Origin of the sequence: Caulobacter sp. FWC2 (assembly GCF_002742625.1) — a bacterium.
Taxonomy (GTDB): domain Bacteria; phylum Pseudomonadota; class Alphaproteobacteria; order Caulobacterales; family Caulobacteraceae; genus Caulobacter.
This window is the reverse complement of record NZ_PEBF01000001.1, coordinates 2820660-2845977: the sequence shown is the minus strand read 5'-3', so window position 1 is coordinate 2845977 and position 25318 is coordinate 2820660. Positions and strand designations below refer to the sequence as shown.

Annotated in this window: 30 protein-coding genes; 13 read left to right on the top strand and 17 right to left on the bottom strand. The window is 68.8% G+C overall.

Annotation, left to right across the window (positions count from 1 at the left end):
- The first annotated feature begins 82 nt into the window (after nt 1–82).
- From CSW62_RS13680 to CSW62_RS13665, 4 genes are all read left to right on the top strand, one after another.
- The gene (locus CSW62_RS13680) at nt 83–502 is read left to right on the top strand and encodes a GFA family protein (RefSeq protein WP_099578653.1); all 420 of its coding nucleotides are present in this window, start codon (nt 83–85) and stop codon (nt 500–502) included.
- Nucleotides 503–661: 159 nt separating this feature from the next.
- The gene (locus CSW62_RS13675) at nt 662–1267 is read left to right on the top strand and encodes a DUF4142 domain-containing protein (protein WP_099578651.1); all 606 of its coding nucleotides are present in this window, start codon (nt 662–664) and stop codon (nt 1265–1267) included.
- Between the two features lie 24 nt (nt 1268–1291).
- Nucleotides 1292–1690: a DUF3597 domain-containing protein gene (locus CSW62_RS13670; RefSeq protein ID WP_099578649.1), complete on the top strand. Its 399-nt coding sequence runs from the start codon at nt 1292–1294 to the stop codon at nt 1688–1690.
- 67 nt (nt 1691–1757) lie between these two features.
- Nucleotides 1758–2657 carry an alpha/beta fold hydrolase gene (locus CSW62_RS13665; RefSeq protein ID WP_099578647.1) on the top strand — a complete coding sequence of 300 codons (900 nt, stop codon included), beginning with the start codon at nt 1758–1760 and terminating at the stop codon, nt 2655–2657.
- Here CSW62_RS13665 and CSW62_RS13660 read toward each other — a convergent pair.
- Nucleotides 2654–3361, bottom strand: a complete 708-nt coding sequence (locus CSW62_RS13660; protein ID WP_099578645.1) for a hemerythrin domain-containing protein — start codon at nt 3359–3361, stop codon at nt 2654–2656. The two genes, CSW62_RS13665 and CSW62_RS13660, sit on opposite strands and share 4 nt — an antisense overlap.
- A gap of 159 nt (nt 3362–3520) precedes the next feature.
- On the opposite strand from CSW62_RS13660, the gene CSW62_RS13655 reads away from it, so the two are divergent.
- From CSW62_RS13655 to CSW62_RS13635, 5 genes are read left to right on the top strand one after another with little or no spacing between them, the layout of a single operon-like run.
- Complete coding sequence (locus CSW62_RS13655; protein WP_099578643.1) at nt 3521–3706, top strand: hypothetical protein; 186 nt, start codon at nt 3521–3523, stop codon at nt 3704–3706.
- Between the two features lie 6 nt (nt 3707–3712).
- Nucleotides 3713–3961 carry a hypothetical protein gene (locus CSW62_RS13650; protein ID WP_099578641.1) on the top strand — a complete coding sequence of 83 codons (249 nt, stop codon included), beginning with the start codon at nt 3713–3715 and terminating at the stop codon, nt 3959–3961.
- 20 nt (nt 3962–3981) lie between these two features.
- Nucleotides 3982–4581: a ClpP family protease gene (locus CSW62_RS13645; protein WP_099578639.1), complete on the top strand. Its 600-nt coding sequence runs from the start codon at nt 3982–3984 to the stop codon at nt 4579–4581.
- Nucleotides 4582–4636: 55 nt separating this feature from the next.
- Nucleotides 4637–7291, top strand: coding sequence for a DNA ligase D (gene ligD, locus CSW62_RS13640; RefSeq protein ID WP_099578636.1), 2655 nt, complete (start codon nt 4637–4639; stop codon nt 7289–7291).
- A 2-nt stretch (nt 7292–7293) separates the two neighbouring features.
- Entirely contained in the window at nt 7294–7851 is a 558-nt protein-coding gene (locus CSW62_RS13635; protein WP_099578634.1) for a cell envelope biogenesis protein TolA, read from the top strand.
- Between the two features lies 1 nt (nt 7852).
- Here CSW62_RS13635 and CSW62_RS13630 read toward each other — a convergent pair whose 3' ends face one another.
- From CSW62_RS13630 to CSW62_RS13620, 3 genes are all read right to left on the bottom strand, one after another.
- Entirely contained in the window at nt 7853–8743 is an 891-nt protein-coding gene (locus CSW62_RS13630; RefSeq protein ID WP_099578632.1) for a Ku protein, read from the bottom strand.
- Between the two features lie 79 nt (nt 8744–8822).
- Nucleotides 8823–9065 (bottom strand): DUF5961 family protein, encoded by a 243-nt coding sequence (locus tag CSW62_RS13625; protein ID WP_143324392.1) that lies wholly within the window; start codon nt 9063–9065, stop codon nt 8823–8825.
- Nucleotides 9066–9126: 61 nt separating this feature from the next.
- A complete protein-coding gene (locus CSW62_RS13620; RefSeq protein WP_099578629.1) occupies nt 9127–9429 on the bottom strand; it encodes a hypothetical protein in 303 nt (100 codons plus the stop codon).
- 216 nt (nt 9430–9645) lie between these two features.
- Between CSW62_RS13620 and CSW62_RS13615 the strand changes: the two genes are divergently transcribed.
- Both CSW62_RS13615 and CSW62_RS13610 read left to right on the top strand, forming a co-directional pair.
- Nucleotides 9646–9903 (top strand): GlsB/YeaQ/YmgE family stress response membrane protein, encoded by a 258-nt coding sequence (locus CSW62_RS13615; RefSeq protein WP_099578627.1) that lies wholly within the window; start codon nt 9646–9648, stop codon nt 9901–9903.
- Nucleotides 9904–10061: 158 nt separating this feature from the next.
- Entirely contained in the window at nt 10062–10739 is a 678-nt protein-coding gene (locus CSW62_RS13610; RefSeq protein ID WP_158235435.1) for a DUF4142 domain-containing protein, read from the top strand.
- A 149-nt stretch (nt 10740–10888) separates the two neighbouring features.
- Here the strand turns inward: CSW62_RS13610 and CSW62_RS13605 are convergent, their stop codons facing one another.
- The 4 genes from CSW62_RS13605 to CSW62_RS13590 all read right to left on the bottom strand — a co-directional run bounded on the left by CSW62_RS13605 (nt 10889) and on the right by CSW62_RS13590 (nt 17109).
- Entirely contained in the window at nt 10889–12979 is a 2091-nt protein-coding gene (locus CSW62_RS13605) for a glycoside hydrolase family 65 protein (RefSeq protein WP_099582294.1), read from the bottom strand.
- A 74-nt stretch (nt 12980–13053) separates the two neighbouring features.
- On the bottom strand, nt 13054–14223 hold the full coding sequence (locus tag CSW62_RS13600) for an alpha/beta fold hydrolase (protein WP_099578625.1): 1170 nt from the start codon (nt 14221–14223) through the stop codon (nt 13054–13056).
- Nucleotides 14224–14384: 161 nt separating this feature from the next.
- The gene (locus tag CSW62_RS13595) at nt 14385–16526 is read right to left on the bottom strand and encodes a catalase (protein ID WP_099578624.1); all 2142 of its coding nucleotides are present in this window, start codon (nt 16524–16526) and stop codon (nt 14385–14387) included.
- Between the two features lie 43 nt (nt 16527–16569).
- On the bottom strand, nt 16570–17109 hold the full coding sequence (locus tag CSW62_RS13590; RefSeq protein WP_099578622.1) for a hemerythrin domain-containing protein: 540 nt from the start codon (nt 17107–17109) through the stop codon (nt 16570–16572).
- Between the two features lie 147 nt (nt 17110–17256).
- Between CSW62_RS13590 and CSW62_RS13585 the strand changes: the two genes are divergently transcribed.
- Both CSW62_RS13585 and CSW62_RS13580 read left to right on the top strand, forming a co-directional pair.
- Nucleotides 17257–17607, top strand: a complete 351-nt coding sequence (locus tag CSW62_RS13585; RefSeq protein ID WP_099578620.1) for a hypothetical protein — start codon at nt 17257–17259, stop codon at nt 17605–17607.
- 48 nt (nt 17608–17655) lie between these two features.
- Entirely contained in the window at nt 17656–18426 is a 771-nt protein-coding gene (locus CSW62_RS13580; protein WP_099578618.1) for a hypothetical protein, read from the top strand.
- A 76-nt stretch (nt 18427–18502) separates the two neighbouring features.
- Here CSW62_RS13580 and CSW62_RS13575 read toward each other — a convergent pair whose 3' ends face one another.
- From CSW62_RS13575 to CSW62_RS13535, 9 genes are all read right to left on the bottom strand, one after another.
- The gene (locus tag CSW62_RS13575) at nt 18503–18778 is read right to left on the bottom strand and encodes a hypothetical protein (RefSeq protein ID WP_099578616.1); all 276 of its coding nucleotides are present in this window, start codon (nt 18776–18778) and stop codon (nt 18503–18505) included.
- 69 nt (nt 18779–18847) lie between these two features.
- The gene (locus tag CSW62_RS13570) at nt 18848–19624 is read right to left on the bottom strand and encodes a cytochrome c oxidase assembly protein (protein WP_099578614.1); all 777 of its coding nucleotides are present in this window, start codon (nt 19622–19624) and stop codon (nt 18848–18850) included.
- Nucleotides 19621–20487 (bottom strand): formate dehydrogenase accessory sulfurtransferase FdhD, encoded by an 867-nt coding sequence (gene fdhD, locus CSW62_RS13565; protein WP_099578612.1) that lies wholly within the window; start codon nt 20485–20487, stop codon nt 19621–19623. Before fdhD ends, CSW62_RS13570 begins: the two co-directional genes overlap by 4 nt.
- Complete coding sequence (locus tag CSW62_RS13560; RefSeq protein WP_199170599.1) at nt 20487–20924, bottom strand: cytochrome c family protein; 438 nt, start codon at nt 20922–20924, stop codon at nt 20487–20489. The genes fdhD and CSW62_RS13560 overlap by 1 nt, the downstream gene beginning before the upstream one ends.
- On the bottom strand, nt 20912–21247 hold the full coding sequence (locus CSW62_RS13555; RefSeq protein WP_099578608.1) for a hypothetical protein: 336 nt from the start codon (nt 21245–21247) through the stop codon (nt 20912–20914). Before CSW62_RS13555 ends, CSW62_RS13560 begins: the two co-directional genes overlap by 13 nt.
- Nucleotides 21244–21864 carry a cytochrome C oxidase subunit III gene (locus CSW62_RS13550; RefSeq protein ID WP_099578606.1) on the bottom strand — a complete coding sequence of 207 codons (621 nt, stop codon included), beginning with the start codon at nt 21862–21864 and terminating at the stop codon, nt 21244–21246. The genes CSW62_RS13555 and CSW62_RS13550 overlap by 4 nt, the downstream gene beginning before the upstream one ends.
- Nucleotides 21861–23780 (bottom strand): cbb3-type cytochrome c oxidase subunit I, encoded by a 1920-nt coding sequence (locus tag CSW62_RS13545; RefSeq protein ID WP_099578604.1) that lies wholly within the window; start codon nt 23778–23780, stop codon nt 21861–21863. The genes CSW62_RS13550 and CSW62_RS13545 overlap by 4 nt, the downstream gene beginning before the upstream one ends.
- On the bottom strand, nt 23777–24781 hold the full coding sequence (locus tag CSW62_RS13540; RefSeq protein WP_099578602.1) for a c-type cytochrome: 1005 nt from the start codon (nt 24779–24781) through the stop codon (nt 23777–23779). The genes CSW62_RS13545 and CSW62_RS13540 overlap by 4 nt, the downstream gene beginning before the upstream one ends.
- Entirely contained in the window at nt 24778–25284 is a 507-nt protein-coding gene (locus CSW62_RS13535; RefSeq protein ID WP_099578601.1) for a c-type cytochrome, read from the bottom strand. The genes CSW62_RS13540 and CSW62_RS13535 overlap by 4 nt, the downstream gene beginning before the upstream one ends.
- Nucleotides 25285–25318 lie beyond the last annotated feature (34 nt).

Here is a 25318-nt window from a genome sequence, read left to right as displayed (position 1 = left end):
CGCGGCCAGGACGGCGCATGGACCGCTCAGCCCCCTGGCCCGGGGGCGCCGAGGGCTAGAGGGCCCCACAGGGAGGATCGCCATGACGTCTGAACGCCGCGCGGGGGGCTGCGCCTGCGGAGCCGTCCGCTTCAACACCCTGGCCGAGCCCAAACGCGGCGGGCTTTGCCACTGCATGACCTGCCGCAAGGCCCATGCCGCCGCCTTCAATCCCTTCGTGGTCTACGACCCACGGGACGTCGAGATCACAGGGGCGATGTCGGCCTGGGAAAGTTCGCCCGGTTATGTCCGCTATTTCTGCGGGACCTGCGGCGGGCGCGTCCTGGCCGAAAACAGCCACGGAGACAGCGGCCGGGAGTACGAGCTTTCCCTGGGCAGCTTCGACGCGACAGGGTGGTTTGGCCCGCAATATGAAAGCTGGACGGTGCGCCGCGAACCCTGGCTCGCGCCGCTCCTGGCGCCGCAGCATCCGCGCGAGCGTGTGATCGGCGACACTGGCTGACCGCCAGTTCGCCGGATGGACTGCACGGCTGTGGAATTCGAGACGCCAGCGCGCTTCGCCATAGCTCCACCGCTGTCTTGCCATCCTCGAGGCGAGCGACGGGAACGTTGCCAGGCGTGCTCCGTTCAGGGGACATCCCCAACCACGGAGACGCCACCCATGGCTCGTCACACCCTACTGGCCGCCGCAGCCTTGTCGGCCCTGTCGCTTGTCGCTTGCCAGAAGAAGGACGCCGCGCCGGCGCCGACCGATCCCGGCACGGGCAATGCCGCCGTCAACGCCGCCCAGGACGCCACCTCGACCGCCGTGGGGACCGCCGCCGCGGTGACCGGACCCGCCTCCACTGACGCCTTCGTCGCCAACGCCGCCATCAGCGACATGTACGAGATCCAGGCCGGCCAGATCGCCCAGACCAAAGGCCAGTCGGCCGCCGTCAAGGCGTTCGGCAAGCAGATGGTCACCGACCACACCGCGCTGTCCAACGCCATGAAGCCGCTGATTATCGCCGCCGGCAAGACCGCGCCCGCTGGCCTGGACGAGCGCCGCAAGGGCCTGATCGACAACCTCAGCGCCGCCGCGCCCGCCGACTTCGACAAGGTCTACATCAGCCAGCAGGAAGCCGCCCATAACGAGGCCCTGACCCTGATGCAGGGCTATGCCGACCATGGCGATGACGCGGGCCTGAAGGGCGGCGCGGCCAAGGCGCTGCCCAAGATCAAGGCCCACCTCGAACACGTCCAGGGCCTGGCCTCCAGCGCTCACTAGTCATCATTTGATAGGGAGCGCCTGATGGGTCTCTTCTCCAAGATTGTCGACAAAATCTTCCACCATGACCGCGCCGCGCCCGCCGCCCCGGCGGGCCAGGGCTCGGCGCCGCCCGCGGCCGCGCCCCAAGCCACGGCTGCGGCGACAACGGCGTCGAGCCCCGCGCCGGTCGATGTCGAGGCCGTGCTGGCCTCGATGGCGCAGATCGAGGGCGGCGGCGGCAACTGGCGTGCGTCGATCGTCGACCTGCTCAAGCTCTTGCGGCTGGATTCCAGCCTGGAGGCGCGCAAGGGCTTGGCCGACGAGCTGAACGTCCATGCCGGCGAACCCGGCAGCGCCGAGCAGAACATCGCCCTGCACAAGGCGGTGATGAAGAAGCTGGCTGAAAACGGCGGCCAGGTCCCCGAAAGCTTCTACCGATGAGCCAGCGCGCCGGACCAGCGGCGGGCCGGCTTGCGGGTCTGGCCAAGATTTCGCTGGTTCGGCGCGCATGAGCCCTCTGGCCGCCTCGACCCCGGTGTCGGGCGACGGGCTGCTGCGTCGGCCCGGTCGGCCCTTCATGCGCCGGCGGGTCGAGACCGATGGTGGTCCGATCGCCTACGCCCAGGTGGGGACCGGTGATCGCCTGGTGGTCCTCGTGCACGGCGTCCTGACGGCGCTCGACGACATGCTAATGGCCTTGGCCGACGGTCTGGCCGACTACCGGATCATCGCCTTGGATCGTCCAGGGTTTGGCCAAAGCCCTCGCCGCACCGGCCTGGACGCGGGGGTGCTGCGCCAGGCCCGGCGGCTGAACCAGGCGCTCGAGGCCTTGAACCTGGGCCCCGCCGTCCTGGTCGGCCATTCGTTCGGCGCGCCTGTCGCCCTGGCCATGGCGATGGCCGCTCCCGAGCGCGTCCATGGCGTGGTGTCGCTGGCCCCCCTGGTCCTGCCCGAAGCGCGGCTGGAGCAATTGCTGTTTGGACCGCGCGGCGCGCCGGTGCTCGGCGGTTGGCTGTCGGGTTGGCGCCACGCGGGCTTAGACGAGCGGCTGCTGCCGCTGCTCTGGCGCGCCATGTTCCTCCCGCAGGCCATGCCCCCGCGGCTGGAGGCCGACTTCCCCTTCGCTCTGGCCGGCGAGGCGGAGGCGACGCGATGGGCGGGTGAAGACAGCCTGTCGGTCGGTCCAGACCTGATGGCGTTGCTGGCCTGCGCGCCGAGCTTGGCGGCGCCGCTCCATGTGCTAGGCGGGTCGGCCGACCTGGTCGTCAACAACCTGTTGCACGGACAGATGCTGGCGGCCCTAGCGCCGCGCGGCCGGTTCACGCTCCTGCCCGGGGTTGGCCATATGATCCACCACGCCGCGCCCCAGGCGGTGACCCAGGCTGTCGCGGCCCTGTCGCCGGCCTAGGGGCGGCCGCCAGCCTCGTCTTGCGTGCGATCGCCAAGCTGCAAGGGCCCCGCGTCGGAGCGGCCGATCTCTTCAAGGGCGGCGTCGCTTTCGCCGCTGGCCGCGCCGCTGACCTCGCTGGTCTGGTCGGCGAACGAGCGGGGTTCAGCGGCGGCCTGACCCTGCGGGGCTTCGCTCACGCCGAAGACGTAGCGACCGTATTCCTCGGCAAAGCGCTTGGTGAGGAAATCCTGGTCGGGGGCCTTTTCCTTCAGCTCCAGAAACCAGGTTCCTTCCTCCTCGAACATGTGATGCAGGACCGCGCCCTGGATGTGCTCGAGCTTATCGCGCCAGGCCGCGTCGGCCGGATTGATGCGCTCCAACTCGGCCATTTGCATCTTGGCCGTGGTCTGCTCGGTATAGGCCAAACCGGCATGAGCTTTTTCGCCATTCTTGGCCAGGGCCGGGTAGAGCACCACCTCCTCGGCCAGCGAATGTCCATTGAGCACGGTGGCCAGGGCCTTGAACGCCGCCAAGCGGTCCTCGGCGGAGCCCGCGCTCTTGGCCCGCTCGAAGGCCGAACGAATCTGACCGTGATGGTCGAGCGCCATCGACAACCAGTCGCCAGGCGCGGCGGCGGCGCGGGCTTTGGCGGTCGCCTTGGACCGGGCCTCTTCGGATTCCGGCGGGGTGACGGCGCCCAGTATCTTGTCCACGATCGACATGTGTCGGCTCCCGTAAAAGCGTCGAAAGATCAAGGGACGAGGGCGAGGGCGGTTCCCATGGCAAGGCTAGTTGCAGGGCGTTCGCACGAGGGAAGCGGGCGCCTTTCGCCGGACGGCCGTGGCGCTGAAACCCGGTCTCGCTTTCTGCGTTTGCACGCCATGACACAGCAAATCCTCGATACTCCTCTCCAGGCCGACGTGATCGACGGCGGCGTGGTGATCACCGGTCCCAACGGTTTCCAAAGCACGATGACCCTGGACGCGGCCAAGGCCACGGTGGCGCGGCTTCAGGCCGTGCTCGGCGCCGTCGGCGAGCCGGAAACCTATCAAAAGCCGCTGGGTTGAAACGCCATGCAGGTTTGGGAGATCAGGCCTGGACGCGGCGGCTGGCGTCTGACTGAGCAGGACGCGACCGAAGGCCTGACGTTCGACGACTTCACAAAGGCCGAGACCCGGGCGCGATGGCTGGCCATGCGCCATGAGGTCAAGGGCTGGCTCGCCGAAATCCGGATCCTCGACGCCGACGGCGGCCTGCTCGGGGCCTGGCGCGGTGAGCGCTACACCTTGGCCGCGCCCGCCCGGTTCAGCCAGGCCGCCTAACACCTATAGGACTTGAGACCATGGGCTACGATATCGCCCAGGCGCCGGCCGACGATGGCCTGACGCTTGGCCCCGCCGACTTCGCCGGTCCGCGCATCCGGCTGGCCGGCCCTGTCGACTACGCCATGTACAACAGTTTTCGCGACCAGCTCGACGCGGCCCCGGCGCAGGGCCTGGTCGTCGTGGAGTTATCGACCCTAGGCGGCGACCCCGAGGTCGCCCGGATGATGGGCGAGGATATCCGCTTCCAGAGCGAGGTGCGCCCCGAGCGGCGGCTGGCCTTTCTGGGCAAGGCGGCGATCTACTCGGCCGGCGCGACCTTCATGAGCTTCTTCGCCACGCCCAATCGCTATCTGACGCGGGGCGCGCGGCTGATGATCCACGAGCGCAAGCTGGACAAGACGCTGCAGATCAACGGACCCCTGACCACGTGCGTCGCGTCTGTCCGGGCCCTGCTGCACGAGATCGAGCATTCGATCGCCATCCAGAACGAGGGCTTTGAGAACCTCGTGCGCGGTTCGGCCGTGACCATGGAGGAGGTGCTCCAGCGGGCCCCCGCCAATTGGTACCTAGAAGCCCAGGAAGCCAAGGCCTTGGGCCTCATCCGCGGCGTGATCTGAAGCGCGATCAAGGATCGCCAGGCCTGGCTGGCCGTTCAAGCCCTGGAGGATCCACATGGCCGTCGCGAAACCCCCGTCGAAGCTTTCGAAATACCAGGCGATGCGCGACTTCTCGCAGACGGCCGAGCCGTCGGGCAAGGTCAAGGTCGCGCCGTCGCAAGCCTTGCGGTTCGTCATCCAGAAGCACGCCGCCAGTCACCTGCATTTCGACCTGCGCCTGGAATATGACGGGACTTTCAAGTCCTGGGCGGTGCCCAAGGGACCTTCGCTGGACCCGGCCGAGCGGCGGCTGGCCATGGAGGTCGAGGACCATCCCCTCGATTACGGCGACTTCGAAGGCACGATCCCCAAGGGCCAGTATGGGGGCGGCACGGTGATGCTGTGGGATCGCGGCTACTGGGCGCCTGAAAAGGGCTTCGAAAAGATCGGCGCGGCGCTGGGCAAGGGCGAGCTGAAGTTCGTCATGGAAGGCGGACGCATGCACGGCTCCTGGGTGATCGTGCGCACCAAGCGCGACAGCCGCGGCCGGGCCAGCTGGATCTTGATCAAACATCGCGACGAAGCCGCCCAGCCCGGCAATCCCGGCGGTCCGACCGACGAGGACCGTTCGATCGCCTCGGGCCGGACCATGACCGAGATCGCCAATGGCAAGGGCAAGGCCGCCACGCCGTTCATGACCGGGGAGGGCGCCGACGCCGGTGCGGTCTGGCAAAGCGATCGCGACGACAGCGCCCCGGCGGGCCTGATCAAGCCGCTGAAGGCCTCGTCGCCGGCCAAGACCAAGACCGTCAAGGTCCTGCCAGACTTCGTCGAGCCGCAGCTCACCAAGCCGGTCGAAAAGCCGTCCGCCGGGCCGGGCTGGGCCCACGAGATCAAGTTCGACGGCTACCGCATGCAACTGCGCACGGTGGACGGCAAGGCGACCTTGCGCACGCGCAAGGGCCTGGACTGGTCGGCCAAGTTCCCCGAGATCACCGCGGCCGGCGCGGCGCTTGGCGACGGGATCATCGACGGCGAAATCTGCGCGCTGGATCACAGCGGCGCGCCGGATTTCGCGGCCCTGCAAGCGGCCATTTCCGAGGGCAAGACCGCCGACCTGGTGTTCTTCGTCTTCGACCAGTTGTTCGAGGGCCCGGAGGATCTGCGCGACCTGCCGCTGGCGACGCGAAAGGACCGGCTGGCCGCCCATGTCGACGGCGCGGGGCCGCGTCTGCGCTATGTGGACCATTTCATCACGGCCGGGGACGCGGTGCTGTTGTCGGCCTGCCGCATGGATCTGGAAGGCATCGTCTCCAAGCGCCTGGACGCGCCCTATCGCTCGGGGCGCGGCGAAACCTGGACCAAGTCCAAGTGCCGCGCCGGCCATGAGGTGGTGATCGGCGGCTACACCACGACCAACGGCGCCTTTCGCTCGCTGATCGCCGGGGTGCACCAGGGCGGCAAGCTCATCCATGTCGGCCGGGTGGGCACCGGGTTTGGCCGCGACAAGGTCGCCACGATCCTGCCGCGGCTCAAGGCGCTGGAAACCCCTACGTCGCCGTTCGACGGCAAGGAGGGCAAGAGCCGGGCCGGAAGGCTCGGCGAGGTCCACTGGGTGCGTCCCGAACTGGTCGCCGAGATCGAGTACGAAGGCTTCACCGCCGACGGCCAGATCCGACAAGCCGCCTTCAAGGGGCTGCGCGCGGACAAGCCGGCCGCCGAGGTCGAGGCCGAAACGCCCGCGCCGGCCGGCGCCAAGGTGGCCGAGCCCAAGGCCCAGAAGGCCGCCTCCGCTGCGGCGACGGTCACATCGCCGACCGTCAGTCCAAAGGGTTCGGCCGTGGTCATGGGCCAGACTATTTCCAACGCCGGCAAGACCCTTTGGCCGGACGCGGGCGATGGCCGGCTGGTCACCAAGCTGGACCTGGCGCAATATTACGAGGCGGTCGGCGCCTGGATGATCGAGCACGTGCGTGGCCGACCCTGCTCGATGATCCGCATGCCAGACGGCATCGAGGGCGAGCAGAAGTTCTTCCAGCGCCACACCGGCCAGGGCCAGTCGGCCTTGATCACCGAAGTGGAGGTCTGGGGCGACCGCAAGCCCTACCTGCAGTTCGACAAGGTCGAGGCCCTGGTGGCCGCCGCCCAGGTCGGAGCCCTGGAGCTGCATCCCTGGAACAGCGAACCCTTCTTGCCCGAACAGCCCGGCCGGCTGGTGTTCGATCTGGATCCCGCGCCCGACGTGCCGTTCGACCGGGTGATCGAGGGCGCGCGCGAGGTGCGCGATCGCCTCGCCGACCTAGGCCTGGTCTCGTTCTGCAAGACGACCGGCGGCAAGGGCCTGCACGTGGTCACCCCGCTGTCGGCCGAGGGGCTCACCTGGGATATCGCCAAGGCCTTCGCCCGCGATGTCTGCAAGGCGATGGCCGCCGATGACCCCGAACGCTACCTGATCACCATGGCCAAGAAGGATCGCGGCGGACGGATCTTCCTGGACTATCTGCGCAACGATCGCATGGCCACGGCAGTGGCGCCGCTGTCGCCGCGCGGCCGCCCTGGCGCGCCGGTTTCGATGCCGATCTCCTGGACCCAGGTCAAGAAAGGGCTGGACCCAGCCAAGTACACCGTTCGCACCGTCCCGGCCCTCGTGCGCAAGCTGACGGCCTGGGAGGACTATTGCGACGGTGAGCGGCCGCTCGAACCGGCCATCCAGCGCCTGGGTCGGGTCTAGCCATGGCTAAGGCGCCGGCGCGACGCCTGAAGGTTTTCCAGGCCCAGTTCGGCTTCCATGACTCGGTGGTCGCCGCGCCCAGCCAGGTCGCGGCCTTGGCCGCCTGGGGCATCCGCCAGAACCTCTTCGCCGAGGGCCGAGCCAAGGTGACCGACGATCCTGACGCGGTCGCCGCGGCCTTGGCGCATCCGGAGATCCCGTTGCGTCGGGCCGTGGGATCGGACGACCCCTTCAGCCTGGAGCCGGGGCTGCCCCAGGCGCCGGCCGGGCCTTCGCGTCCCAAGCCACGGCTGAAACTGGTGGCCAAGGAAGCTGCGCCGCCACCCGCGCCAGCCTTCAAGCCGCCGCCCGACCGCTCAGGCCTCGCCGCCGCCGAGCAGCGGCTCACGGCCCTCAACACCGAGCGCCTGGCCGAAGAGGGGGAACTCCAGCGCCGTCGCGACGCGCTGGAAGCCGACGCCCTGGCCGCGCGACAGCGCTGGGCCAAGGCGCGAAAAGCGGCGCAAGACGAACTGGACAAGGCGCGGCGGGACTATCGCGCGAACGGCGGAGAGGCCTAGCCTAGCTCGCCTTCTTGTGCGCGGTCTTGGCGGGAGCCTTGGCTTTGGTCTTGGCGGCGGGCTTCTCGGCGGCCTTGGCCTTCGCGCCGGCCTTCGCCGGGGCCTTGGCGGCCGGCGCGTCCTTGGCCGACAGACTGGCGCGCAAGGCGGCCATCAGGTCGATGACATTGGTGTCTTCGGGTTCTTCGACCTTGGCGACCTTGTGGCCCTTCTGCTTGGCGGCGATCAGCTCCTTGAGCGCTTCCTCATAGCGGTCCACGAACTGGGACGGATCGAATGGGCCTTCCTGCTGCTCGATGATCTTCTGGGCGATGGCGATCATTTGAGGATCGGGATCCTTGTCGCTGATCCCGCCGAAGATCTCGTCCTCCTTGCGCACCTCCGCGTCGGTCCGCAGGGTATAGGCCAGGATGCCCTTGCCGCGCGGCTCCAGGGCCACGATGCGCTCACGGCTGGACATCACCACCCGCCCGATACCGATCTGGCCGGCCCTGGCCATGGACTCCCGGATCACCGCGAAGGCCTCTTGGGCCAGCTTGCCGTCGGGGACCAGATAATAGGGATTGTCCCAATAGACCCGGTCGATGTCCTCGGCGGGCACGAACTTCTCGATGTCGATGGTCTTGGTGCTCTCCAGCTTGACGCTGTTGATCTCGTCCTGGCTCAGCAGGATGTATTCGCCCTTGGAGACCTCATAGCCCTTGACCAGGTCGGCGCGCTCGATCGGCCCTGTGTCGGGGTCGGTCGTGATCATCTTGATGCGGTTGTTGGTCTTGGGATTGATCAGGTTGAAATGGACCTCGCCCCCGGCATTGGTGGCCGTATAGAGCGCCACCGGGCAGGTCACGAGCGAGAGCCGAAGATGTCCTTGCCAGGTCGGGCGGTATGCCATGTCGAGGTTCCTTGCCGCCCACCGGGCCTGTGTCGAGAGGGGCGTGCGGACTCAACGACGAGCCGGGTGATTCGTTTCGCTATCCGCAGGCCGCCGTTTCGCCGGTTTCCAGGTCGATGCGGAAGCAGTGCTCGTGGTGGGTGTCCAGGTCGCGCACGACGACGCTGATCTCGCCGCCGTCATCGGGCGCGATGGCCAGGTCCTCGACATAGGCCACCGCTGCGGCCTCGAAACTCGGTTCCTGGACGATGCGCGCGTGATGGGGCCCGGCGTGTCGGGCGTGGACGCTGAAACGGCGATCGTCGTTGGCGGCCTGGGTCATGAGGGGCTCCTTGGCCTTGTCAACGCGCGAGGGCGACAAAGGATTCCGGTCTGGCCGGACTTTACGCGCCTCGGCAAACCCGCAGCATGGCCGTGGACGCCGCCACCGCCTCCTGGCCGCCTAAGGCCTGGCTGGCCCGGGCCCGCGCCAGCGCGGCCCTGCAGGCGGGGGTGTCTGCCAGCGCCGAACTGCTGGCGGCCGAGGAGGTCCGGCCCGACCCCGAGGCCGCGGGCATCGGGCTGGTTCCCAGGAAAACGACGGCGACAACCAGGCCAAAGAGCGCGGTCAGGGCCACAACCAGCGCCGCCAAGGCGCGCGAGACCTGGCGGTTGTCGTTGGCGACGTGGCGTTGGACCAAGATCATCGGGCTACCTGGGAAACTGTCCAAGAGTTGGCTTGATCGCGGACCGCCGCAAGCGGCTTTCACGGTAAACGGCGCGAAGGCTCGAGATCGTGTCCGGCGCGCCACGCCCGCCCTCGGCCGCGCCCTCGCGACGCGAACCGCGGCGGGAACCATTCGGGCGGGAGGCGCTTTTGAAGGCTTCAGCCGGTGACGGCGCATCACATCGGAGGAAGAACCTTGTCCATTCTGGCTTGGGTCGTTCTTGGCCTTGTCGCGGGATTTATCGCCAGCAAGCTGGTCAGCCGCACGGGCGGCAGCCTGGTCCTCGACCTCGTTCTGGGCATCGTTGGCGCGGTGGTCGGCGGGTTCCTGTTCAACCAGTTCGGCAGCGCCGGCGTGACCGGCTTCAATCTCTACAGCCTGCTGGTGGCCACGATCGGCGCGGTGGTCGTGCTGTGGATCTACCACCTGCTGGCGGGCCGACGCGCGCTCTAGCCCGGCGCCTCGACGAGACCTTGGTTTAAGGGCCCCTGGATCGCTCCAGGGGCCCTTTCCGCGCGTCTCTGCGGGGACCAAAGCCCCGCAGAGAACCCCGTTGCCAGGTTTGCGTTGAGCTTGGCGGAAGATCGACGGGATCTTCGATGGAGGGCAAGATGATGCACCGTGGAGTGATGGTCGCGGGCCTGGCCGGCCTGTTGCTGACCGCCTGTGGGCCAAAACCGGGCGAACAGCGCGCCGAGGGACAGAAGAACGAACCGGTCAATATCGCCCAGGACGTGGCCGCCGCGGCCACGGGCGTGGCGACCGGGGCGGCGGGCGCCTTGGACACCGAGGCTTTCGTCAAGGATGCGGCGATCGGCGGGCTCTATGAGATCGAGTCCAGCAAGCTCGCCTTGAAGCGTTCGCTAAACCCCGACGTCAAGGCGGCGGCCCAGATGATCATCGACGATCACAGCGCGGCCGACGCCAAGCTCAAGGCCCTGGTGGCGGCCGGCAAGGCGCCAGGTCCGCTTCCGGCGGCATTGGACGAGCGTCGCAAGGGCATGCTGGACAACCTCACCGGCGCGGCGGCCAAGGACTTCGACGACCGCTATCTTGATCAGCAGACCATGGCGCACCACGAGGCCCTCTTGGCCTTCAACGGTTACGCCAAGGCCGGCGACAACGCCGAGGTCAAGGCGTTCGCGGCGCAGACGGCTCCCAAGCTCGAGCACCACGCCCAGATGGTGACCAAGCTGGACCGGTCGACCAACGCCGATGATGAGGCCGGAGCCGGCACGGCGGCCAAGACCAACGCCTTGGGCAAGGCGGCCGACAAGACGAAGTCCTAGTCGAACGATGCGCTGAAAAGACGACCCGCCGCGCGTCGCGGCGGGTCGTTCCAGGTTGGGAAAGCTCATGCGTCTTTCTCAAAGCCCCTAGCCACCGGGCGTTCCGCGCTCGGCGGCGGATCAGGAGGCCGTGGGCGTCTGCGCGTCGATCAGGACAACGCCATGACCTGGCCCGCAACGGGTCTCAACTCGGCGAGTTCCCCCTGGCGCGCGGTCAGGCGCATGGGCCGGCCGCGGATCCACAGGCGATCGACCTCGATCGCGGTCCAGCCGGCCGGAAGGTTGGCCGGACGCCGGGACCAGCTTTGCGGGTCGTCTTCCGGGCCCGGTTCCAGGCCCGTGAATCCAAACAGCAGTCCGGTCAGAAACCCGCCGATATTGGCGAAGAACGGCCCGGCCTGCGGTTGCTCGGGAAAACGGTCGGCCCTGTACTCCAGCGTCTGCAGGAACCTGCCGACGCAAAACGCGCCATAGCCGTCCTCCATCAGCTTCAGCGCCAGCGACCGGTCGCCCGACCGCGCCGCCCAGGCGCCGTAGAGCGCCGACAGCATCGGGCTGCCGATATAGTCCTGGGCCAGGCCAAGATAGAGATCCAGCGTCGCGCGCTCGTGATCGGCGTCGAGCGGAAAGCCGAACGGGAAGAGGCCCATCAGGGGGTCGGGCGTGGCGCCCTTCTCCTCGTCTGTCCGGTAGGCGTCATGCGAGATCACGGCCTTACCACGCATCGGGATGTGCAGGCTCTCGGCGATCGTCGTCCAGGCAGGATCGGCTTCCAGGCCCAGGGCCTGGGCCACCCGCACGGCCTCGCGCAGCACCACCACCGCCCCCATGTTGGTGAAGGCGGCGTTGTCGACCGGATTTTCCCGCTCGGCGATGCCCATGGAGGCGTTGATCGCATAGCCGTCGCGCGTCGGGGTCACCCGGCTGGCGATCCACTGGCTGACGCCCGACAGCACCGGCCAGGCGCGGGTGCGCAGAAACTCGCGATCGCCGGTGACATCGGCGAAGAGGGCGAAAGCCCGGGCGACGTCGAGCGAGACGTGATCCTCGTGCCAGGCGGCCGAGCCGGGCAGGGGCGCGGCTTCCTCGCCGCTGGCCGGGGCGCTCTCCCAGGGAAACTGCAGCCCCCGGCGGCCCATGATCTGGGCGTTGCGCCGGGCTCCGGCCAGATGCTCGCTGCGGTAGGCCAGAAGGGCGGCGGCCGCGTGGGGCTGGAGGACGCAAAGCGGGGGAACGGCGAAGGCCTCGATGTCCCACATCACATGGCCAAAATAGTAGTGATAGTCGTGCCAGGTCGCCAAGCCAAAGATCGAGGTCGAAGCGGGCGAGGAGGCGTGGACCGAGCTGTTGAGATAGAAGACGGCCGCATCGATGAGGCCTTGCCAGCGCTCGCTGGCCCCCGTCACCCGGATGCGCCCCTTCCAGAGCTCGTCCCAGGCCAACCGGTTTTGCTTGCGAATAAGGTCGAACCCATCCGCGCCAGCCTTGGCCGCCAGGCGCGCGGCCTGTTGATCGGGCATGGCGTGCATGGCGCTGGGGATAACCGACGCGATCTGACGCAAGCGCACCGTGCGTCCGGCACGGGCGCGCAGGCCATATTCGCTCGTCAGGCGGTGGTCGCGCAGCGGCGGCCGTTCGGGTTGCAGATCGCCGGCGCCGAGCACCTGGGTGACCAGCGCCAGGCCGCAGGTGGACAGGGCGCCGGCCGCCTCCCAAAGCAGGGTTCCATCCGTGGCCGGCTCGGCTTCACCGGGTGTCTGGCGGCTGTGGCGCAGCGCCCGGCCATCGACCCCGCCCGCGTCGATGGCGGCGCGCAGGCCCAAGGCGCAGGCGCCGTCGAGCGTAACGGCGACCTCTTGGCAGACGAGCGTCGGATCCTGCCGACTGCAGAAGGTCAAGACCTCGACCTTGGCCAAGCGGCCCTCGGCGCGAAATTCAAATCGCGTCGTGAGTTCGCCTGACGCGAAATCGTAGTCCTGTTCAAGGTTCTCCGCCTGGTGCGGGACGTCCGACAGCCACACCCCGTCGATGGCGATGTCGCCGGCGATGGGGTAGGGCGCGACGGCGGCCGCCTCGATCCGCCGCTCGAAATGCTCGCCGCTGAATCCGCTCACCAAGGTCATGCCGGACGTCAGCGGCAGCTCGCGCACGCGCAGACCGATCACGCCGTTACTGACGTAGGCGGGAAGCTCGCGCCGCCCTGATCCGCGGACGGTCGGTGGATTGATCGGCTGGTTCATGATCGCGCTCCCCTGGCGTCGAACGTCGAAGATCTGACCGGCAAAATGCGCGAGCGGAAGGCTGGTTTCCGAGATCAGGCCTGAGTGCGGGTGGGCTCGCGGTCGGCCGCCGCCTGGGCGTGGGCGGTCTCGCAAAAGGCCTCGATCTGGCGATTGTAAAGCGCTGAACGTTCCAGGAAGCCCATGTGATTGGCGTTGGAAATCACCTCCAGGCGAGCGGCCGGCGCCGCCTGCGCCAACACCTGGCTGGCCTCGCGCTTGGTGACCAGATCGCTGTCGCCGGCCAGGATCAGGATGGGCGCGGCGATGCCTTGGAGCGCGCCGTGCGCGTCCCATCGGAACATCGCCAGGTTGCCGCGCGCCAAGGCGGCCGGCGGATTGCGCGTCGCCAGGAGGGTGTTGTGTTCAAGCTGGCTGCGCGTGACCTCTCCGGCGAAGCCCAGGCGATTGGCCAGGTGAGCCGAGCCGCTCAGATAGCTCTGCCACGCGCTGAGCCAGGCCAAGGGTTGCAGCCAGATCGCCAAACGGAACATCGGCTCCAGCAAGGGCCATCGCAGCGCCTGGGCCAAGCCGCTCAGCACCATGGTGCGCAGAGGATTTGTGTAGGTGGTGTTGACCAGCACCAGGCCCGCGACGGGGCCAGCCAGGACCTCTGGATGGTCGCGCACCAGGGTCTGCAGCGTCATGCCGCCGATGCTGTGCCCCACCAGCACCGCGGGCTTGCCGTCTGTGAGGGCTAGCAGCGCCTTCAGGTCCTGGGCGAAGTGGCTAAGGTCGATGGCCTTGCCGCTCGCGGCGCGCGAGCGACCCAGGCCCGGCAGGTCCCAGACGATGACCCGGAAGCGCTTGGCCAGGTCACGGCGCAGATAATACCAGATGGTGCTGTCCAGGCCCCAGCCATGGGTGAGGATCACCGGCGGGGCGTCGGCGGGACCGGAGATCTCGACATAGAGCGTCGATCCCGTCGGGCTGGCGATCATCTGATGATCGCCGCGTTCGGGCCGGGTCGGATCGCTGTCGGGCTTGGCCAGCAGCCAGGTGATTGGCGAGCGGCCAAGGAACGACCAGGCCAGGAGTCCAAGGCCCGTCCACAGGCGCCAGGGCTGGCGCAGATGATGCGCCACGCTGGCGGCGTCCACCAACCATGCGCCGTCCCACCACGACCAAAGGAGATAGAAGCTGGCGCCCAGAACGGCGAGGGAGGCCAGGGACAGGGTCCAGCGTGCGAGGACGGTCAGGGGCATGGCGGACCTTGATTGAAGAAGCGGCCGCGAAGGCGGCCGCGGCGCGAACGCGCGGTCTTACGGAAAAGCTGTCGCCGCCGACGGGCGTGGCGGGACGGGGGAGCGGCGCGGGTCGCCCCGACGCGCCCTGACGGGCGCGCCGAGACGGCTTGGCCCGGGGCCTAGAAGACCTTTCGGACCAGGGGCTCGCGGCCCCAGATCCGGCCGCCTTCGGCCGCGGCGATGAAGTCGCCAATGGCCTTGACGGGCAGGTTGATCAGGCCGGCGTCCGCGTCTGGATTGGCGTCGGAGAGCCCGCCCTTGACGAACAGCGGGGCGGCCGAGGGCAGGTAGGCGATGACCTTCAGGTGGCCGAAGGCGTCGCGCACGAAGTTCACCGCCGTGGCTTCCTCGGCCAGGGCCGCGCCGCCGGCGTCCGACGGCAGGATGGCCACCGCGTCGAACAGGACCGACGGGCCGCCGTCGACGCGGAAGTCGGCGGGCACCAGTTCACCGCCGGCGGTGACGACGCCGGTGATGGTCGGGGCGATGATCGCCAACTTGGCGCCGGCCGCGGCGACCGCCGCCTTCAGCTCGGCCAGCAAGGCGTCGTCAACGCCGTCGGTCACCAGCGCGCCGATCTTGCGTCCGACCAGGCCCGGGACGGCCTTGGCCAGGATGCTGAGGGCGGGCGAGGGCTCCATGTCGCCAGCCGGGATCGGCGCGGGCGCCGGGACGATCGGATCGCGAACGCCCAGACCGGCGGCGACCCGCGCGGCCAGGGTCTCGTCGATATTGATCAGGCGCGAGAGCACCGCTTGGCGCACGCGCGGCACGTTGCAGCGCGACAGCTCGAAGATCAGGGCCGAGACGATGTGGTTCTGTTCTGGCTCGGTCTGGCTTTTGAAGAAGAGACGGGCTTGGGTGTAGTGATCGGCGAAGGTTTCCGGGCGGACCCGCAGTTGCTCGCCGCTCTCGGGATTGGGGAAGGTGCGATAGCCGCTGGCCTGGCTCTCGCGCTTGATGTCCTCACCCAAGCTGGAGGGCTCGTAGTTCACCTGGCCCTTGGGCACGCTCATCTGCATGTGGCCGTCACGCTGCAGATTGTGGAACGGGCACTTGGGCTGGTTGATCGGGATCTGATGGAAGTTGGGCGAGCCCAGGCGCTTGAGCTGAGTGTCCTGGTAGGAGAACAGGCGCCCCTGCAACAACGGGTCGTTGGTGAAGTCGATGCCGGGCACGACGTGCGAGGCGCAGTAGGCGACCTGCTCGGTCTCGGCGAAGAAGTTGTCGGGGTTGCGGTCCAGCACCATCCGGCCGACCACCCGCAGGGGAATGACCTCCTCGGGGATGATCTTGGTCGGATCCAGCACGTCGAAGGGCAGGGCGTCGGCCTGGTCCTGGGTGAAGGTTTGCAGGCAGAACTCCCATTCGGGGAAGTCGCCGGTGTCGATGGCTTCCCACAGGTCGCGACGGTGGAAGTCCGGATCGGCGCCGTTGATCTTGACCGCTTCGTCCCAGACCACCGACTGAGAATTGAGCTTGGGCCGCCAGTGAAACTTCACGAAGGTGCTCTGACCCGCCGCGTTGACCAGGCGGAAGGTGTGGACGCCGAAGCCTTCCATCATCCGGTAGGAGCGCGGGATCGTCCGGTCCGACATGATCCACATGATCATGTGCATGCTCTCGGGCGTCAGCGAGATGTAGTCCCAGAACGTGTCGTGGGCGGTCTGGGCCTGGGGAAACTCGCGGTCGGGATCCTGCTTGGCCGCATGGATCAGGTCGGGAAACTTGATGGCGTCCTGGATGAAGAACACCGGGATGTTGTTGCCGACGAGATCGAAATTGCCTTGCTGGGTATAGAACTTGACGGCGAAGCCGCGCACGTCGCGGGCCAGGTCCATCGAGCCCTTGTTGCCGGCCACCGTCGAGAACCGCGTGAAGACCGGAATGCGCTCACCCGGCCGCTGCAGGAAGTCGGCGGTGGTGATGTCCGACAGATCCTCCAGGCACTCGAAGAAACCGTGCGCGGCCGAGCCGCGCGCATGGACCACGCGCTCGGGGATGCGCTCGTGGTCGAAGTGCATGATTTTCTCGCGCAGGATGAAGTCCTGCAGCAGCACCGGGCCCCGAGCCCCGGCCTTCAGCGAGTTCTGGTTGTCGGCGATCGGTACGCCCTGGTTGGTGGTCAGCTGGGTGGCCTCGTCGCTGGCCTGCTGATGCAGCTCGCCGCCAGGGGCGACGAGGGTCTCGATGCCGACGGTGGTGTCGGGCGCCTGGATCGGCGGCGCGGGCGTCTTGGGGGTCTTGGGCGTGTTGGGCATGGGTTGTCCTGGCGTTGGGAGGGCGGCGGAACTGAGGTTGGGATCAGGCGGCGGGCGGCGGCGGAGCCAGCGCGGCCATCAGCTCGGCCTTGCGCGCCGCCAACTTGGCGCCCAGCGCGTCCAGATCGAGATCGGTGGCGCGCACCTCCGGGAAGAGCTCTTGCTCTTCTTCCTCGACATGGTGGCGCACCTGCTCGCCGAGCACCTTGACCTTGGCGTCGTAGAGCGGCTGGCCGGGCAATCCCGCCTCGATCTGGGCGATCAGGGTCTTGGCGCCCATGTGCTCGACGACGGCCTCGTCGATCAGGTCGCCGTCGCCGGTCTTCTCGCGGGCCGGCGGATAGAAGAATTCTTCCTCGATCTGGGTGTGGACCTTCAGCGCCAGGCAGATCTTGTCGGCCAAGGCTTTCTTTTCGGTCGCATCGGTCAAGCTTTCATAGGTCTCGAAATAGTCTTCGACCTCGCGGTGATCAGCCTCCAGCAAGGCTATCGCGTCGGGTCCGCGGGTCTTCGGCGCGGCTTGCGCCTTGGTGGCGGCGCGCGCGGATTTAAGCTTGGCTTTGGTCTTCGCCGTCGTGGCCATGGATCGACTTCCACATAGTGTTGAAGGGCGCGACCTAAACTGTCTGGCCCGGCCGCTGTTCCAGCCGGCATGGCGCTTTCGGGGTGGTCGTTTCGGAACCGCGCGCGGCCTGTGCGCCTTGTCCTGGCTCCCAAGGGAGACACCACCATGATCAAACCGATGATGACGCTGGTCGCCGCGGCCGCCTTGCTCGCCGCCTGCGGTCCCAAGAGCGAGAAGACCGAGCCGGCCCGGACGGAGGGGCCCGTGGTCTCGACGTCGCAGGAACCGCGCAACGAAGCGGTCGATACGGCCCCGACCACGGGCGAAACCGGCCCCACGCCGGGCGCCAGCTCCTACACCGAAGCCCAAGCCAAGAGCGCGATTGAGACGGCGGGCTACACCGGCGTCGGCCCCCTGACGCAAAACGCCAACGGCCTGTGGCAGGGCAAGGCGACCAAGGACGGCCAGGCTGTCAGCGTCTCGGTCGACTACAAGGGCGCCATCACAAAGAACTAGGCGCGCAGCCCGCCAAACTCATCAAAAGATAGTTCAAGGGAAATTCCCATGACCAAGACCATCACGCGACTGTTCGATACCCATATCCAAGCCCTCGACGCCGTGGACGATCTGCAACGCGCCGGCGTCGATCGCGACCGCATCAGCCTGGTCTCCAACAACGCCGACAACTGGCACGCCGGAGACTGGCGGACCGGCCGCGCCTTGGGCACCGATGGCCCCCTGGGCGACGCCGATCGTGATGGCGACAACGACGTGGCCGAGGGCGCGGGCAAGGGCGCGACCACCGGCGGCCTGATCGGCGGCGGCGCCGGCCTGCTGGCGGGCCTTGGCATGCTGGCGATCCCGGGCCTGGGCCCGGTGGTGGCCGCCGGCTGGCTGGCCTCCACGGCCGTTGGCGCCCTGGTCGGCGCGGCGGCGGGCGGCGCCACGGGTGGCTTGCTGGGCGCCCTGAAGGACGCCGGCCACTCGGACGAGGAGGCCAATGTCTATTCCGAAGGCGTGCGGCGCGGCGGAACCCTGGTCAGCGTCAAGGCCGACGAGGCGCGGGTCGCCGAGATCGAGCGCGTGCTCAACGGCCGCCGCGGTGTCGACGCCCTGGGCCGCGGCGAGGCCTATCGCCAAGCCGGCTGGTCGCGCTTCGACCCCGACGCCGAGCCCTACAGCGCCGAGCAGATCGAACGCGAGCGCTCGCTCTATCGCGGCGAGGATCGATCGTTCGCGAACGCCGACGACGGGGCGCTGCCCGACGAGGTCGAGCGGCTGCGTCGCGAAGACGCCGATCGCCCGGTCACGGGCCTTGGCTCCAGCGCCGTCTAGTCAGCGTCCGGTTCATCGGACCGCCAAGGCCCCGGGACGCCCCGGGGCCTTTTCTTTGGCGCTGGCGGCGCGCCGATCAGATCGTCTTGGCGGCGGCGGCCTCCAGGCAGGCGCGGCTGAGGAAGGCCAGAGACTGGCCGGCCAACTGCAGGGCCAGCGCCTCCACGTCGCGAGCCTCCATGCCGGGTTTCCAACTGATGGTCAGCCGAACCGCCGGAAGCGGGCCAAGCGCTTGGTTGCGGAAGCTGAGCTCCACCGTCGCAAGACCGCCGCTCTGCGAGACCAGGCGCGCGCTCGCGGCCCACCGGTCGTGGGCGTTGGGCGGCGGGCCATCGCGCAGCGGGCTGGACATGCTAGACGGGCCTGAGCCGGCGCCAGGACGGGCGGCCGGCCGGCTTGGCGGTTCGCAGGGCGTCCATGGTCACCCCTCGTCGATGGCGGGGCGGGCGAAGGTCCCCGCCGCCAGCGGCTTGGCCTCGGTCGGCCGCGAGACGAGCGCCCTGCGCGCCGAGGCGACGGCGGCGGCCAGATAGATCCCGCCGGCCGGGATCCACATGATCAGCCCCGCCAATTGCTGGTCCTCAAGCGGCGACACGCCCCAGGCCGCCGTGGTCGCCAGATGCGGCGCATAAAGGGCGAAAGGAGCCAGAGTGATCAGGGCGCCCAAGAGGCCCATCTGCATCATGGCCGCGGTGAAGGCCAAGGCGCCCGGCCAAGGCCGCGCCGCCCAGGCCGCCCGCCAGAACAGCACCGCCGAGCCGAGCAGCGAGACCTGCATCGCCGCATAGACCAGGGTGTCGGCCAGGGCCGCCGAATAGGCGGCGGGGATGTGCCACGCCCACAGGATCGCGATGTGCAGGACCGTCAGGGCCGACAGCGGCAGCTTTGCGCGGGCCGGAGGACAGGACAGCGCCAGAAGCGGCGCGGCCAGCGCGACCAGCAGGATGTGGTGCGCCGTGCGGGCCGCGAACAGCGCCGAGCTCAAGGCGCAGAGCGGCGACACGAAGGTGACGATCAGGAGCGTCAAGGCCGCCAAGGCCCATCGCCGCCGCCGCGGCGCGCCGCGCGTCGCCGACCACATCAGGACCGCAAGACCGACCAGGCCGGCCAGCAGCAACGGATCAAGGTTCCAGCGCCCTAGAAGCTCGCCGGGCGTTGGCCCCGGGCCGCAATAGGGTCGCCATGGACGGTCGCTCATCGCGCGCTCCTGACAAGGGTGACAGCGTCGCCGTTCGGGTCGCGGCCCAGGCCGACCAGCCGCTGGGGATGGCTGAAGACCATGAACCCGTCGTCCCGCGCGATCGCCACCAGGGTGATCCCCGCCTGGTCGGCGGCCTCGACCGCCAGGGCGGTGGGCGCGGAGATCGCCACGATGGCCTCCGCGCCGATCATCGCCGCCTTCTGGACCATTTCGATCGAAACCCGGCTCGTCAGGACCACGGCGCCGGGCGCACGCGCGATCGGGTCTTGGGCCAGGGCGCCGGCCAGCTTGTCCAGGGCGTTATGGCGGCCGACATCCTCGCGCGCCATGACCAGGCCCTCGCCCGGCGTCCACCAGGCCGCGGCGTGCGCCGCGCGGGTGGCCCTTCCCAGGTCCTGCCGCTCCGACAGGGTCTTCAGCGCGGCCTGGACGTCCTGCGCCGTCAGGCGAAGGTCGCCTCCGGCCTTGGGCAAGGGCCGCGCGACGGCTTTGAGGCTGTCGACGCCGCACAGGCCACAGCCCGTCGGCCCGGCCAGGCTGCGACGACGGCTCGCCAGTTTCGCCGACCGCGCCGCGACCAGCCACAGGCGCGCCTCAACGCCAAGATCGGTGCTGACCACCTCCAGGCGGGCGATCTCGGCTGGAGACTCGATGATCCCTTCGGTCAGGCTAAAACCGATGGCCAAGTCCTCGATGTCGCTTGGCGTGGCCATCATCACCGCCGTCGTCCCCGCGTCGTGAACCAGGGCGACGGCCACCTCCTCGGGCGTCCATCGGGTGGCGGCGGCGGCCTTGCCGTCGATGACCTGGAGAACAGGGAGGGGGCGCGCCCCACGGGGGTCGGGCAGAGCGATCGTCATCAGCGCAACGTGTAGAGATAGGCGGCGATGTCGCGCGCTTCGCCCGGCGTGACGGGCATGTCCGGCATGCCGCCTTGGGGCTGGAGATGTTGCGGCTGGGCGACGAACCGCGCCATCGCGGCCGGCTGGTTGGGCAGCGACCCGCCGATGAAGGCGCGCGTGGCGACCTTGTCCAGGGACGGGCCCACGCGCCCATCGGCTTGGGGCAGGCCGGGGACCTGATGACAGGCGCCGCAGCCATGGCGGGCCATCGCCGTCAGGCCAGCCTGGGGATCGCCGCCGGTCATGGCCGCGGCGGCGCGGGTCTTTTCGACATTGGACTGGCGCTTTTGCACGACCAGGGAGACGGCCCCGGCCAAGAGCGCCAGGACCAGCAGACCCATGGTCATGGCCAGCGCCGCGGGCCAGGCGGAGGGACCAGCGGCTACCGTGCGCATGCGGGCACCAGGACGGCCGAAAGGGTCAGGAGGGCGCAGGCAAACGCCAGGAGGGCGGCGAGGCCCGCGGCGGCCTGGCCGACGAACCGCGTCCGTCCCGCGGCGGGCAGGCGATGGCCTGAGACCCAGGCCGCGGCCAGACAGGACGCGCAGGCGGCGATCCCGGCGGTAGGGCCCAAAGGCGGGCCGCCCTGGGCGCAGGCCCAATAGACCAGGATTCCCAGGCCTTGCTGCAGGGCCAGCCAGGCCATCGGGGCGACGACCATCCCGCACCAGGGGCGGGCTTGCATGAGACGTGAGCGCAGCTTGGCGACGCTGGTCATGACCACCTCGGCAGCCAGTAGACCAGAATATAGATCGGCGGCCAGGCCAGGATCACGAAGCTCCAATAGCCGGCGTTGTCGCTGATGTCGGCGTACTGTGGGTGTCCCGGCTCATGGGTGAAGAGCCAGGCGCCGATGACCAGCGTGTCGGCCAAATCGGTGATGACATGGGTCAGATGCAGAAAGATCATCAGCCAGACGAGCGAGCCGTAGGCGTCGGCGTCCCAGCGCACGTTGAGATGGGCCATCTCGTAGCCGCGCAGCACCAGCAGGGCGACCCCGATCAGGCTCATGACCACCAGGCCCCATCGGCAGGCGGCGAGGTCGCATTGGCGGGCCCGGCGCTCCAGCCAGAGGTTGGGGATGGCGCTGAGCAGGATCAGCACCGTGAAAGCCGTGCCGAACGCCAGGTCGGGCAGGGCGTCGCCGCGCGGCGGCCATTGCGGAGCTTGTGCGGCCAGGTAGAGGAGCGCGCCGCCGCCGAGGACAAAGCCTGTCCCTTCGATCAGCATGAACCCCAACGTCCCCCACCACACCAGGCTCGCCGGACCCATGGCGGCGTTGGGCAGATGGGAGACGTCCAGGGCGGCGGTGAGTTTGGGCAGGCTCTGGGTCATGACGCCCGCCCCAGCATCCGGCGAACGCCAGGGGTCAGGCTGCGATGCGGCCAGAACCAGCCGGTCAGGGTCACCAAGACCGGCAAGGCCCCCCAGACCAGCGCCCACGGGGTGAAGATGCTGGCCACGAACATGGCGCTGGTGGCGATCGCCGCCGCCAGGGGCCAGATCGAGGGCTCCGCCGAAGCCTGAAGATGAACGGGCTCGGCGTCCACGGCGCTGGTCACCAGCACCTCGCGGCGATCCAGCGAGACGCCGGTGACCACGGCCATTGTCTCGGGAGGCGGCCATAAGGGCGTGAGGCTGTCGACCACCGGCGGATGCGTGAAGTTATAGGGCGGCGGCGGGCTGGCCACGGCCCATTCCAGGGTGGGCGCGCCCCACGGGTTGGGGCCGGCGGCCGCGCCGCGCCGCAGGCTCAGCCAGGCGTTGGCGACGAACAGCAGGGCGCCGACCATGGCGATCGCCGACCCGGCGGTGGCGACGATGTTGAGGGCCTGCCAACCCATTTGCGGACCATAGGTATAGATGCGGCGCGGCATGCCCATCAGGCCCAGGATGTGCATCGGGAAGAAGCCGAGATTGAACCCGCTAAACACGAGCCAGAAGCTGACCTTGCCCAGGCGCTCGGACAACAGCCGCCCGGTGGCCTTGGGAAACCAGTAGCAAAAGGCCCCAAACAACGGGAACAGCGCGCCGCCGATCAGCACATAGTGGAGGTGGGCGACGATAAAATAGGTGTCGGTCAGCTGCAGGTCGAGCGGCGCCGAGGCGGTCATCACGCCCGACAGTCCGCCGATCACGAAGGTGACGATAAAGCCGATCACCCACAACAGGGGCGTGTCGAAGCGTGGCCGTCCGCCCCACAGGGTGGCGATCCAGCAATAGATCTGCAGGCCGGTGGGCAGGGCGATGGCCATGCTGGCGGCGGTGTAAAAGCTGGCGCCAAGCTTGGGCAGGCCCACGGCGAACATGTGGTGCACCCAAAGGCCAAAGGCCAGGATGGCGATGGTCAGCAAGGACAGGACGATCGGCGTGTAGCCGAACACCCGCCGGCGCGAGAAGGTCTCGACGATCTGACCCACGAACCCCAGGGCCGGCACGAAGATGATGTAGACCTCCGGGTGGCCGAAGAACCAGAAGAGATGTTGGAACAGCACCACGTCACCCCCGGCCACCGGATCGAAGAAGTGGGTGGAGACCAGGCGGTCGGCGATCAACATGCTGGTGACCAGCATCACAGCCGGCAGGGCCAGGATCGTCATGCCCGCCGCCACCAGCATCGCCCAAAGAAAGAGCGGCATGCGCGCCAGGGTCATGCCGGGCGGGCGCATGCGCAGGATCGTCGCGACCGTATTGACCGACACCGACAGGGCCGCCACCTCGGTGAAGGTGATCATCTGCGCCCAGATGTCGGCCCGATGGCCCGGCGCGTAGCCGGGTCCAGACAGCGGCGGATACTGAAACCAGCCCAGGTCCGGCGTGATATTGAGCGCATGCGGGACCCACAGCATCAACACCCCGCCCAGGTACATCCAGTAGCTGAAGGCGTTCAGGCGCGGGAAAGCCATATTGCGCTGGCCCAGCATCAGCGGCGTCAGCCACATGGCCATGGCCTCCATCACGGGCACCGAGACCAGGAACAGCATGGTCGAGCCGTGCAGGGTGAAGGCCTCGTTATAGCCCTGGGCGCCCATCCGATGCAGGGAGGGGAAGGTGAGCTGCAGCCGCATGTCCAGGGCCAGCATTCCGGCCAGGAACAGCAGCGCCAGGGTGGTGAGGACGTAGCGCGCGGCGATGCGCTTGTGATCCACCGTCGTCAGGAACCCCCACAGCCCGGGGGCGTCGCGCCAGGCGACCTCACAGCGCGCCGCCGCCTTGTCGCGATCGATCGCGCGGGTCTTGGCGGCGGTCATTTGAGCGCCTCCAGATAGGCCACGACCTGTTGGGTCTGCTGGCCGTCCAGGCCCGAAGGCGGCATCTCGGCGCCCGGCTTGAGCGCCTGGGGCTGGCTGATCCAACCGGCCAGGCCGCCGCGCGTGAAGGGCAGGGTCCCGGCCGCCAGATCGCGCCGCGCGGCCAGGTGGGTGAGGTCGGGGCCGGCGCGTCCCGCCGCCCGCGTGCCCCGCACCGTATGGCAGGCCGCGCAGGGCCCGGTCTCGATCAGTTGCAGACCCGGCGAGGCCGGCGCTTGGGCGGGGCGGACCTGGTTGGCCAGCCAGGCGTCGAAGGCGCCAGGGGCCTCGACCTTGGTCCAGAGCGCCATCTGAGCGTGTTGCAGGCCGCAGAATTCGCCGCACTGGCCGCGGGTCCAGCCAGCCTTTTGGGGGGTGATGGCCAGGACGTTGGTCCGTCCCGGGATCATGTCGAGCTTGCCGTGCAGGCCGGGGACCCAGAAGCTGTGAATGACGTCGGCCGAGGTCAACTCGAGGCGGACGGGGCGGCCCAACGGCAGGTGCAGCTCATTGGCGGTCTCGATCCACTGGCCGCTCGTGGGGTCGCGATAGGCGATGCGCCACCACCACTGGTGGCCGGTGATGCGCACGTCCAGCGGTGGGCTGGCGGCGGGTCTGGCCAACACCCGGTCCGCGGTGAAGCTGGCGACCGACAGCAAGCAGACGCCGGCCCCCACGAAGCCGATCCACAGCTTGAGGCCGCGCGCCAGCCGCGCGTCGTCGCCTGGGTCGCCCGCGCCGTCCGCCGCGGCGGCGGTTCGGCGTCGCCGGGCCAGGGCCGCGCTCAGGAAGGTCAGCACGACGAGATAGGCCAACGCGCAGGTCAGGGTCAGCAGGACGCCCAGGACCAGCAGGTCGCGGGCTTGGTCAGAGCCCGGCGCCAGGACGGATTGCTCGCCGGCGCATCCGGCCACGGCGGTCAGAGCGGTCGCAAGGCCCAATCTCAGCAGGACCCGGGTCATGTCAGCGGTCCTTTCCAAGTCGAACCCTGGGGCTCTCCAGCCAGGGCGTTGTCGGCGCGGCGGCGCTTTTTCGCGTCGGTCCTGGACAGGCTGTGGACATAGGCGGCCATGCGCCAAATCTGGTCGGGCGTGGCTTTGGCGGCGTAGGCCGGCATGGCCGCGCCGCAGCCCTGGGCGATCGAACGATAGATCTGCGTGGTGGTCCCGCCGCACCGCCAGGCGTCGTCGTCGAGGCGGGCGGCGCCTTGAGCCTGACTGCCATGACATTGGCCACAGGCCGCCCATCGAAACTGGCGGCCGCCCTCGGAGAGCTCAAAGGCATTGGTCTCCAGGCCAGCGGCGCGGGGGTCGTCGGCCAGGATCGGCGGGGTGAGGGGGACGGCGGCGCCGAGGTGGCGCTTTTCGGCGCCGCAGCCGACCAGCAGCAGGGCGAGCACGCATATTAGCGGCGTGCACAGCTTCGAAACTGGCGTTGCGTGACGGCGAACCTTGACGGCGTCCATCCGTTCCCCCTGGCCCTAGGCTGACAATACGCAG

Bases quoted from the DNA above. Each gene is read 5' to 3' on its own strand.
- CSW62_RS13665 (WP_099578647.1), top strand. From the start codon at position 1,758: ATGAGCCCTCTGGCCGCCTCGACCCCGGTGTCGGGCGACGGGCTGCTG.
- CSW62_RS13620 (WP_099578629.1), bottom strand. From the start codon at position 9,429: ATGATCTTGGTCCAACGCCACGTCGCCAACGACAACCGCCAGGTCTCG.
- CSW62_RS13560 (WP_199170599.1), bottom strand. From the start codon at position 20,924: ATGCGCACGGTAGCCGCTGGTCCCTCCGCCTGGCCCGCGGCGCTGGCC.
- CSW62_RS13580 (WP_099578618.1), top strand. From the start codon at position 17,656: ATGACCAAGACCATCACGCGACTGTTCGATACCCATATCCAAGCCCTC.
- CSW62_RS13610 (WP_158235435.1), top strand. From the start codon at position 10,062: ATGATGCACCGTGGAGTGATGGTCGCGGGCCTGGCCGGCCTGTTGCTG.
- CSW62_RS13550 (WP_099578606.1), bottom strand. From the start codon at position 21,864: ATGACCCAGAGCCTGCCCAAACTCACCGCCGCCCTGGACGTCTCCCAT.
- CSW62_RS13600 (WP_099578625.1), bottom strand. From the start codon at position 14,223: ATGCCCCTGACCGTCCTCGCACGCTGGACCCTGTCCCTGGCCTCCCTC.
- CSW62_RS13660 (WP_099578645.1), bottom strand. From the start codon at position 3,361: ATGTCGATCGTGGACAAGATACTGGGCGCCGTCACCCCGCCGGAATCC.
- CSW62_RS13645 (WP_099578639.1), top strand. From the start codon at position 3,982: ATGGGCTACGATATCGCCCAGGCGCCGGCCGACGATGGCCTGACGCTT.
- CSW62_RS13630 (WP_099578632.1), bottom strand. From the start codon at position 8,743: ATGGCATACCGCCCGACCTGGCAAGGACATCTTCGGCTCTCGCTCGTG.
- CSW62_RS13655 (WP_099578643.1), top strand. From the start codon at position 3,521: ATGACACAGCAAATCCTCGATACTCCTCTCCAGGCCGACGTGATCGAC.
- CSW62_RS13650 (WP_099578641.1), top strand. From the start codon at position 3,713: ATGCAGGTTTGGGAGATCAGGCCTGGACGCGGCGGCTGGCGTCTGACT.
- CSW62_RS13570 (WP_099578614.1), bottom strand. From the start codon at position 19,624: ATGAGCGACCGTCCATGGCGACCCTATTGCGGCCCGGGGCCAACGCCC.
- CSW62_RS13585 (WP_099578620.1), top strand. From the start codon at position 17,257: ATGATCAAACCGATGATGACGCTGGTCGCCGCGGCCGCCTTGCTCGCC.
- CSW62_RS13625 (WP_143324392.1), bottom strand. From the start codon at position 9,065: ATGACCCAGGCCGCCAACGACGATCGCCGTTTCAGCGTCCACGCCCGA.
- CSW62_RS13680 (WP_099578653.1), top strand. From the start codon at position 83: ATGACGTCTGAACGCCGCGCGGGGGGCTGCGCCTGCGGAGCCGTCCGC.
- CSW62_RS13670 (WP_099578649.1), top strand. From the start codon at position 1,292: ATGGGTCTCTTCTCCAAGATTGTCGACAAAATCTTCCACCATGACCGC.
- CSW62_RS13575 (WP_099578616.1), bottom strand. From the start codon at position 18,778: ATGTCCAGCCCGCTGCGCGATGGCCCGCCGCCCAACGCCCACGACCGG.
- CSW62_RS13590 (WP_099578622.1), bottom strand. From the start codon at position 17,109: ATGGCCACGACGGCGAAGACCAAAGCCAAGCTTAAATCCGCGCGCGCC.
- CSW62_RS13595 (WP_099578624.1), bottom strand. From the start codon at position 16,526: ATGCCCAACACGCCCAAGACCCCCAAGACGCCCGCGCCGCCGATCCAG.
- CSW62_RS13540 (WP_099578602.1), bottom strand. From the start codon at position 24,781: ATGACCCGGGTCCTGCTGAGATTGGGCCTTGCGACCGCTCTGACCGCC.
- CSW62_RS13555 (WP_099578608.1), bottom strand. From the start codon at position 21,247: ATGACCAGCGTCGCCAAGCTGCGCTCACGTCTCATGCAAGCCCGCCCC.
- CSW62_RS13675 (WP_099578651.1), top strand. From the start codon at position 662: ATGGCTCGTCACACCCTACTGGCCGCCGCAGCCTTGTCGGCCCTGTCG.
- CSW62_RS13635 (WP_099578634.1), top strand. From the start codon at position 7,294: ATGGCTAAGGCGCCGGCGCGACGCCTGAAGGTTTTCCAGGCCCAGTTC.
- ligD (WP_099578636.1), top strand. From the start codon at position 4,637: ATGGCCGTCGCGAAACCCCCGTCGAAGCTTTCGAAATACCAGGCGATG.
- CSW62_RS13545 (WP_099578604.1), bottom strand. From the start codon at position 23,780: ATGACCGCCGCCAAGACCCGCGCGATCGATCGCGACAAGGCGGCGGCG.
- CSW62_RS13535 (WP_099578601.1), bottom strand. From the start codon at position 25,284: ATGGACGCCGTCAAGGTTCGCCGTCACGCAACGCCAGTTTCGAAGCTG.
- CSW62_RS13605 (WP_099582294.1), bottom strand. From the start codon at position 12,979: ATGAACCAGCCGATCAATCCACCGACCGTCCGCGGATCAGGGCGGCGC.
- fdhD (WP_099578612.1), bottom strand. From the start codon at position 20,487: ATGACGATCGCTCTGCCCGACCCCCGTGGGGCGCGCCCCCTCCCTGTT.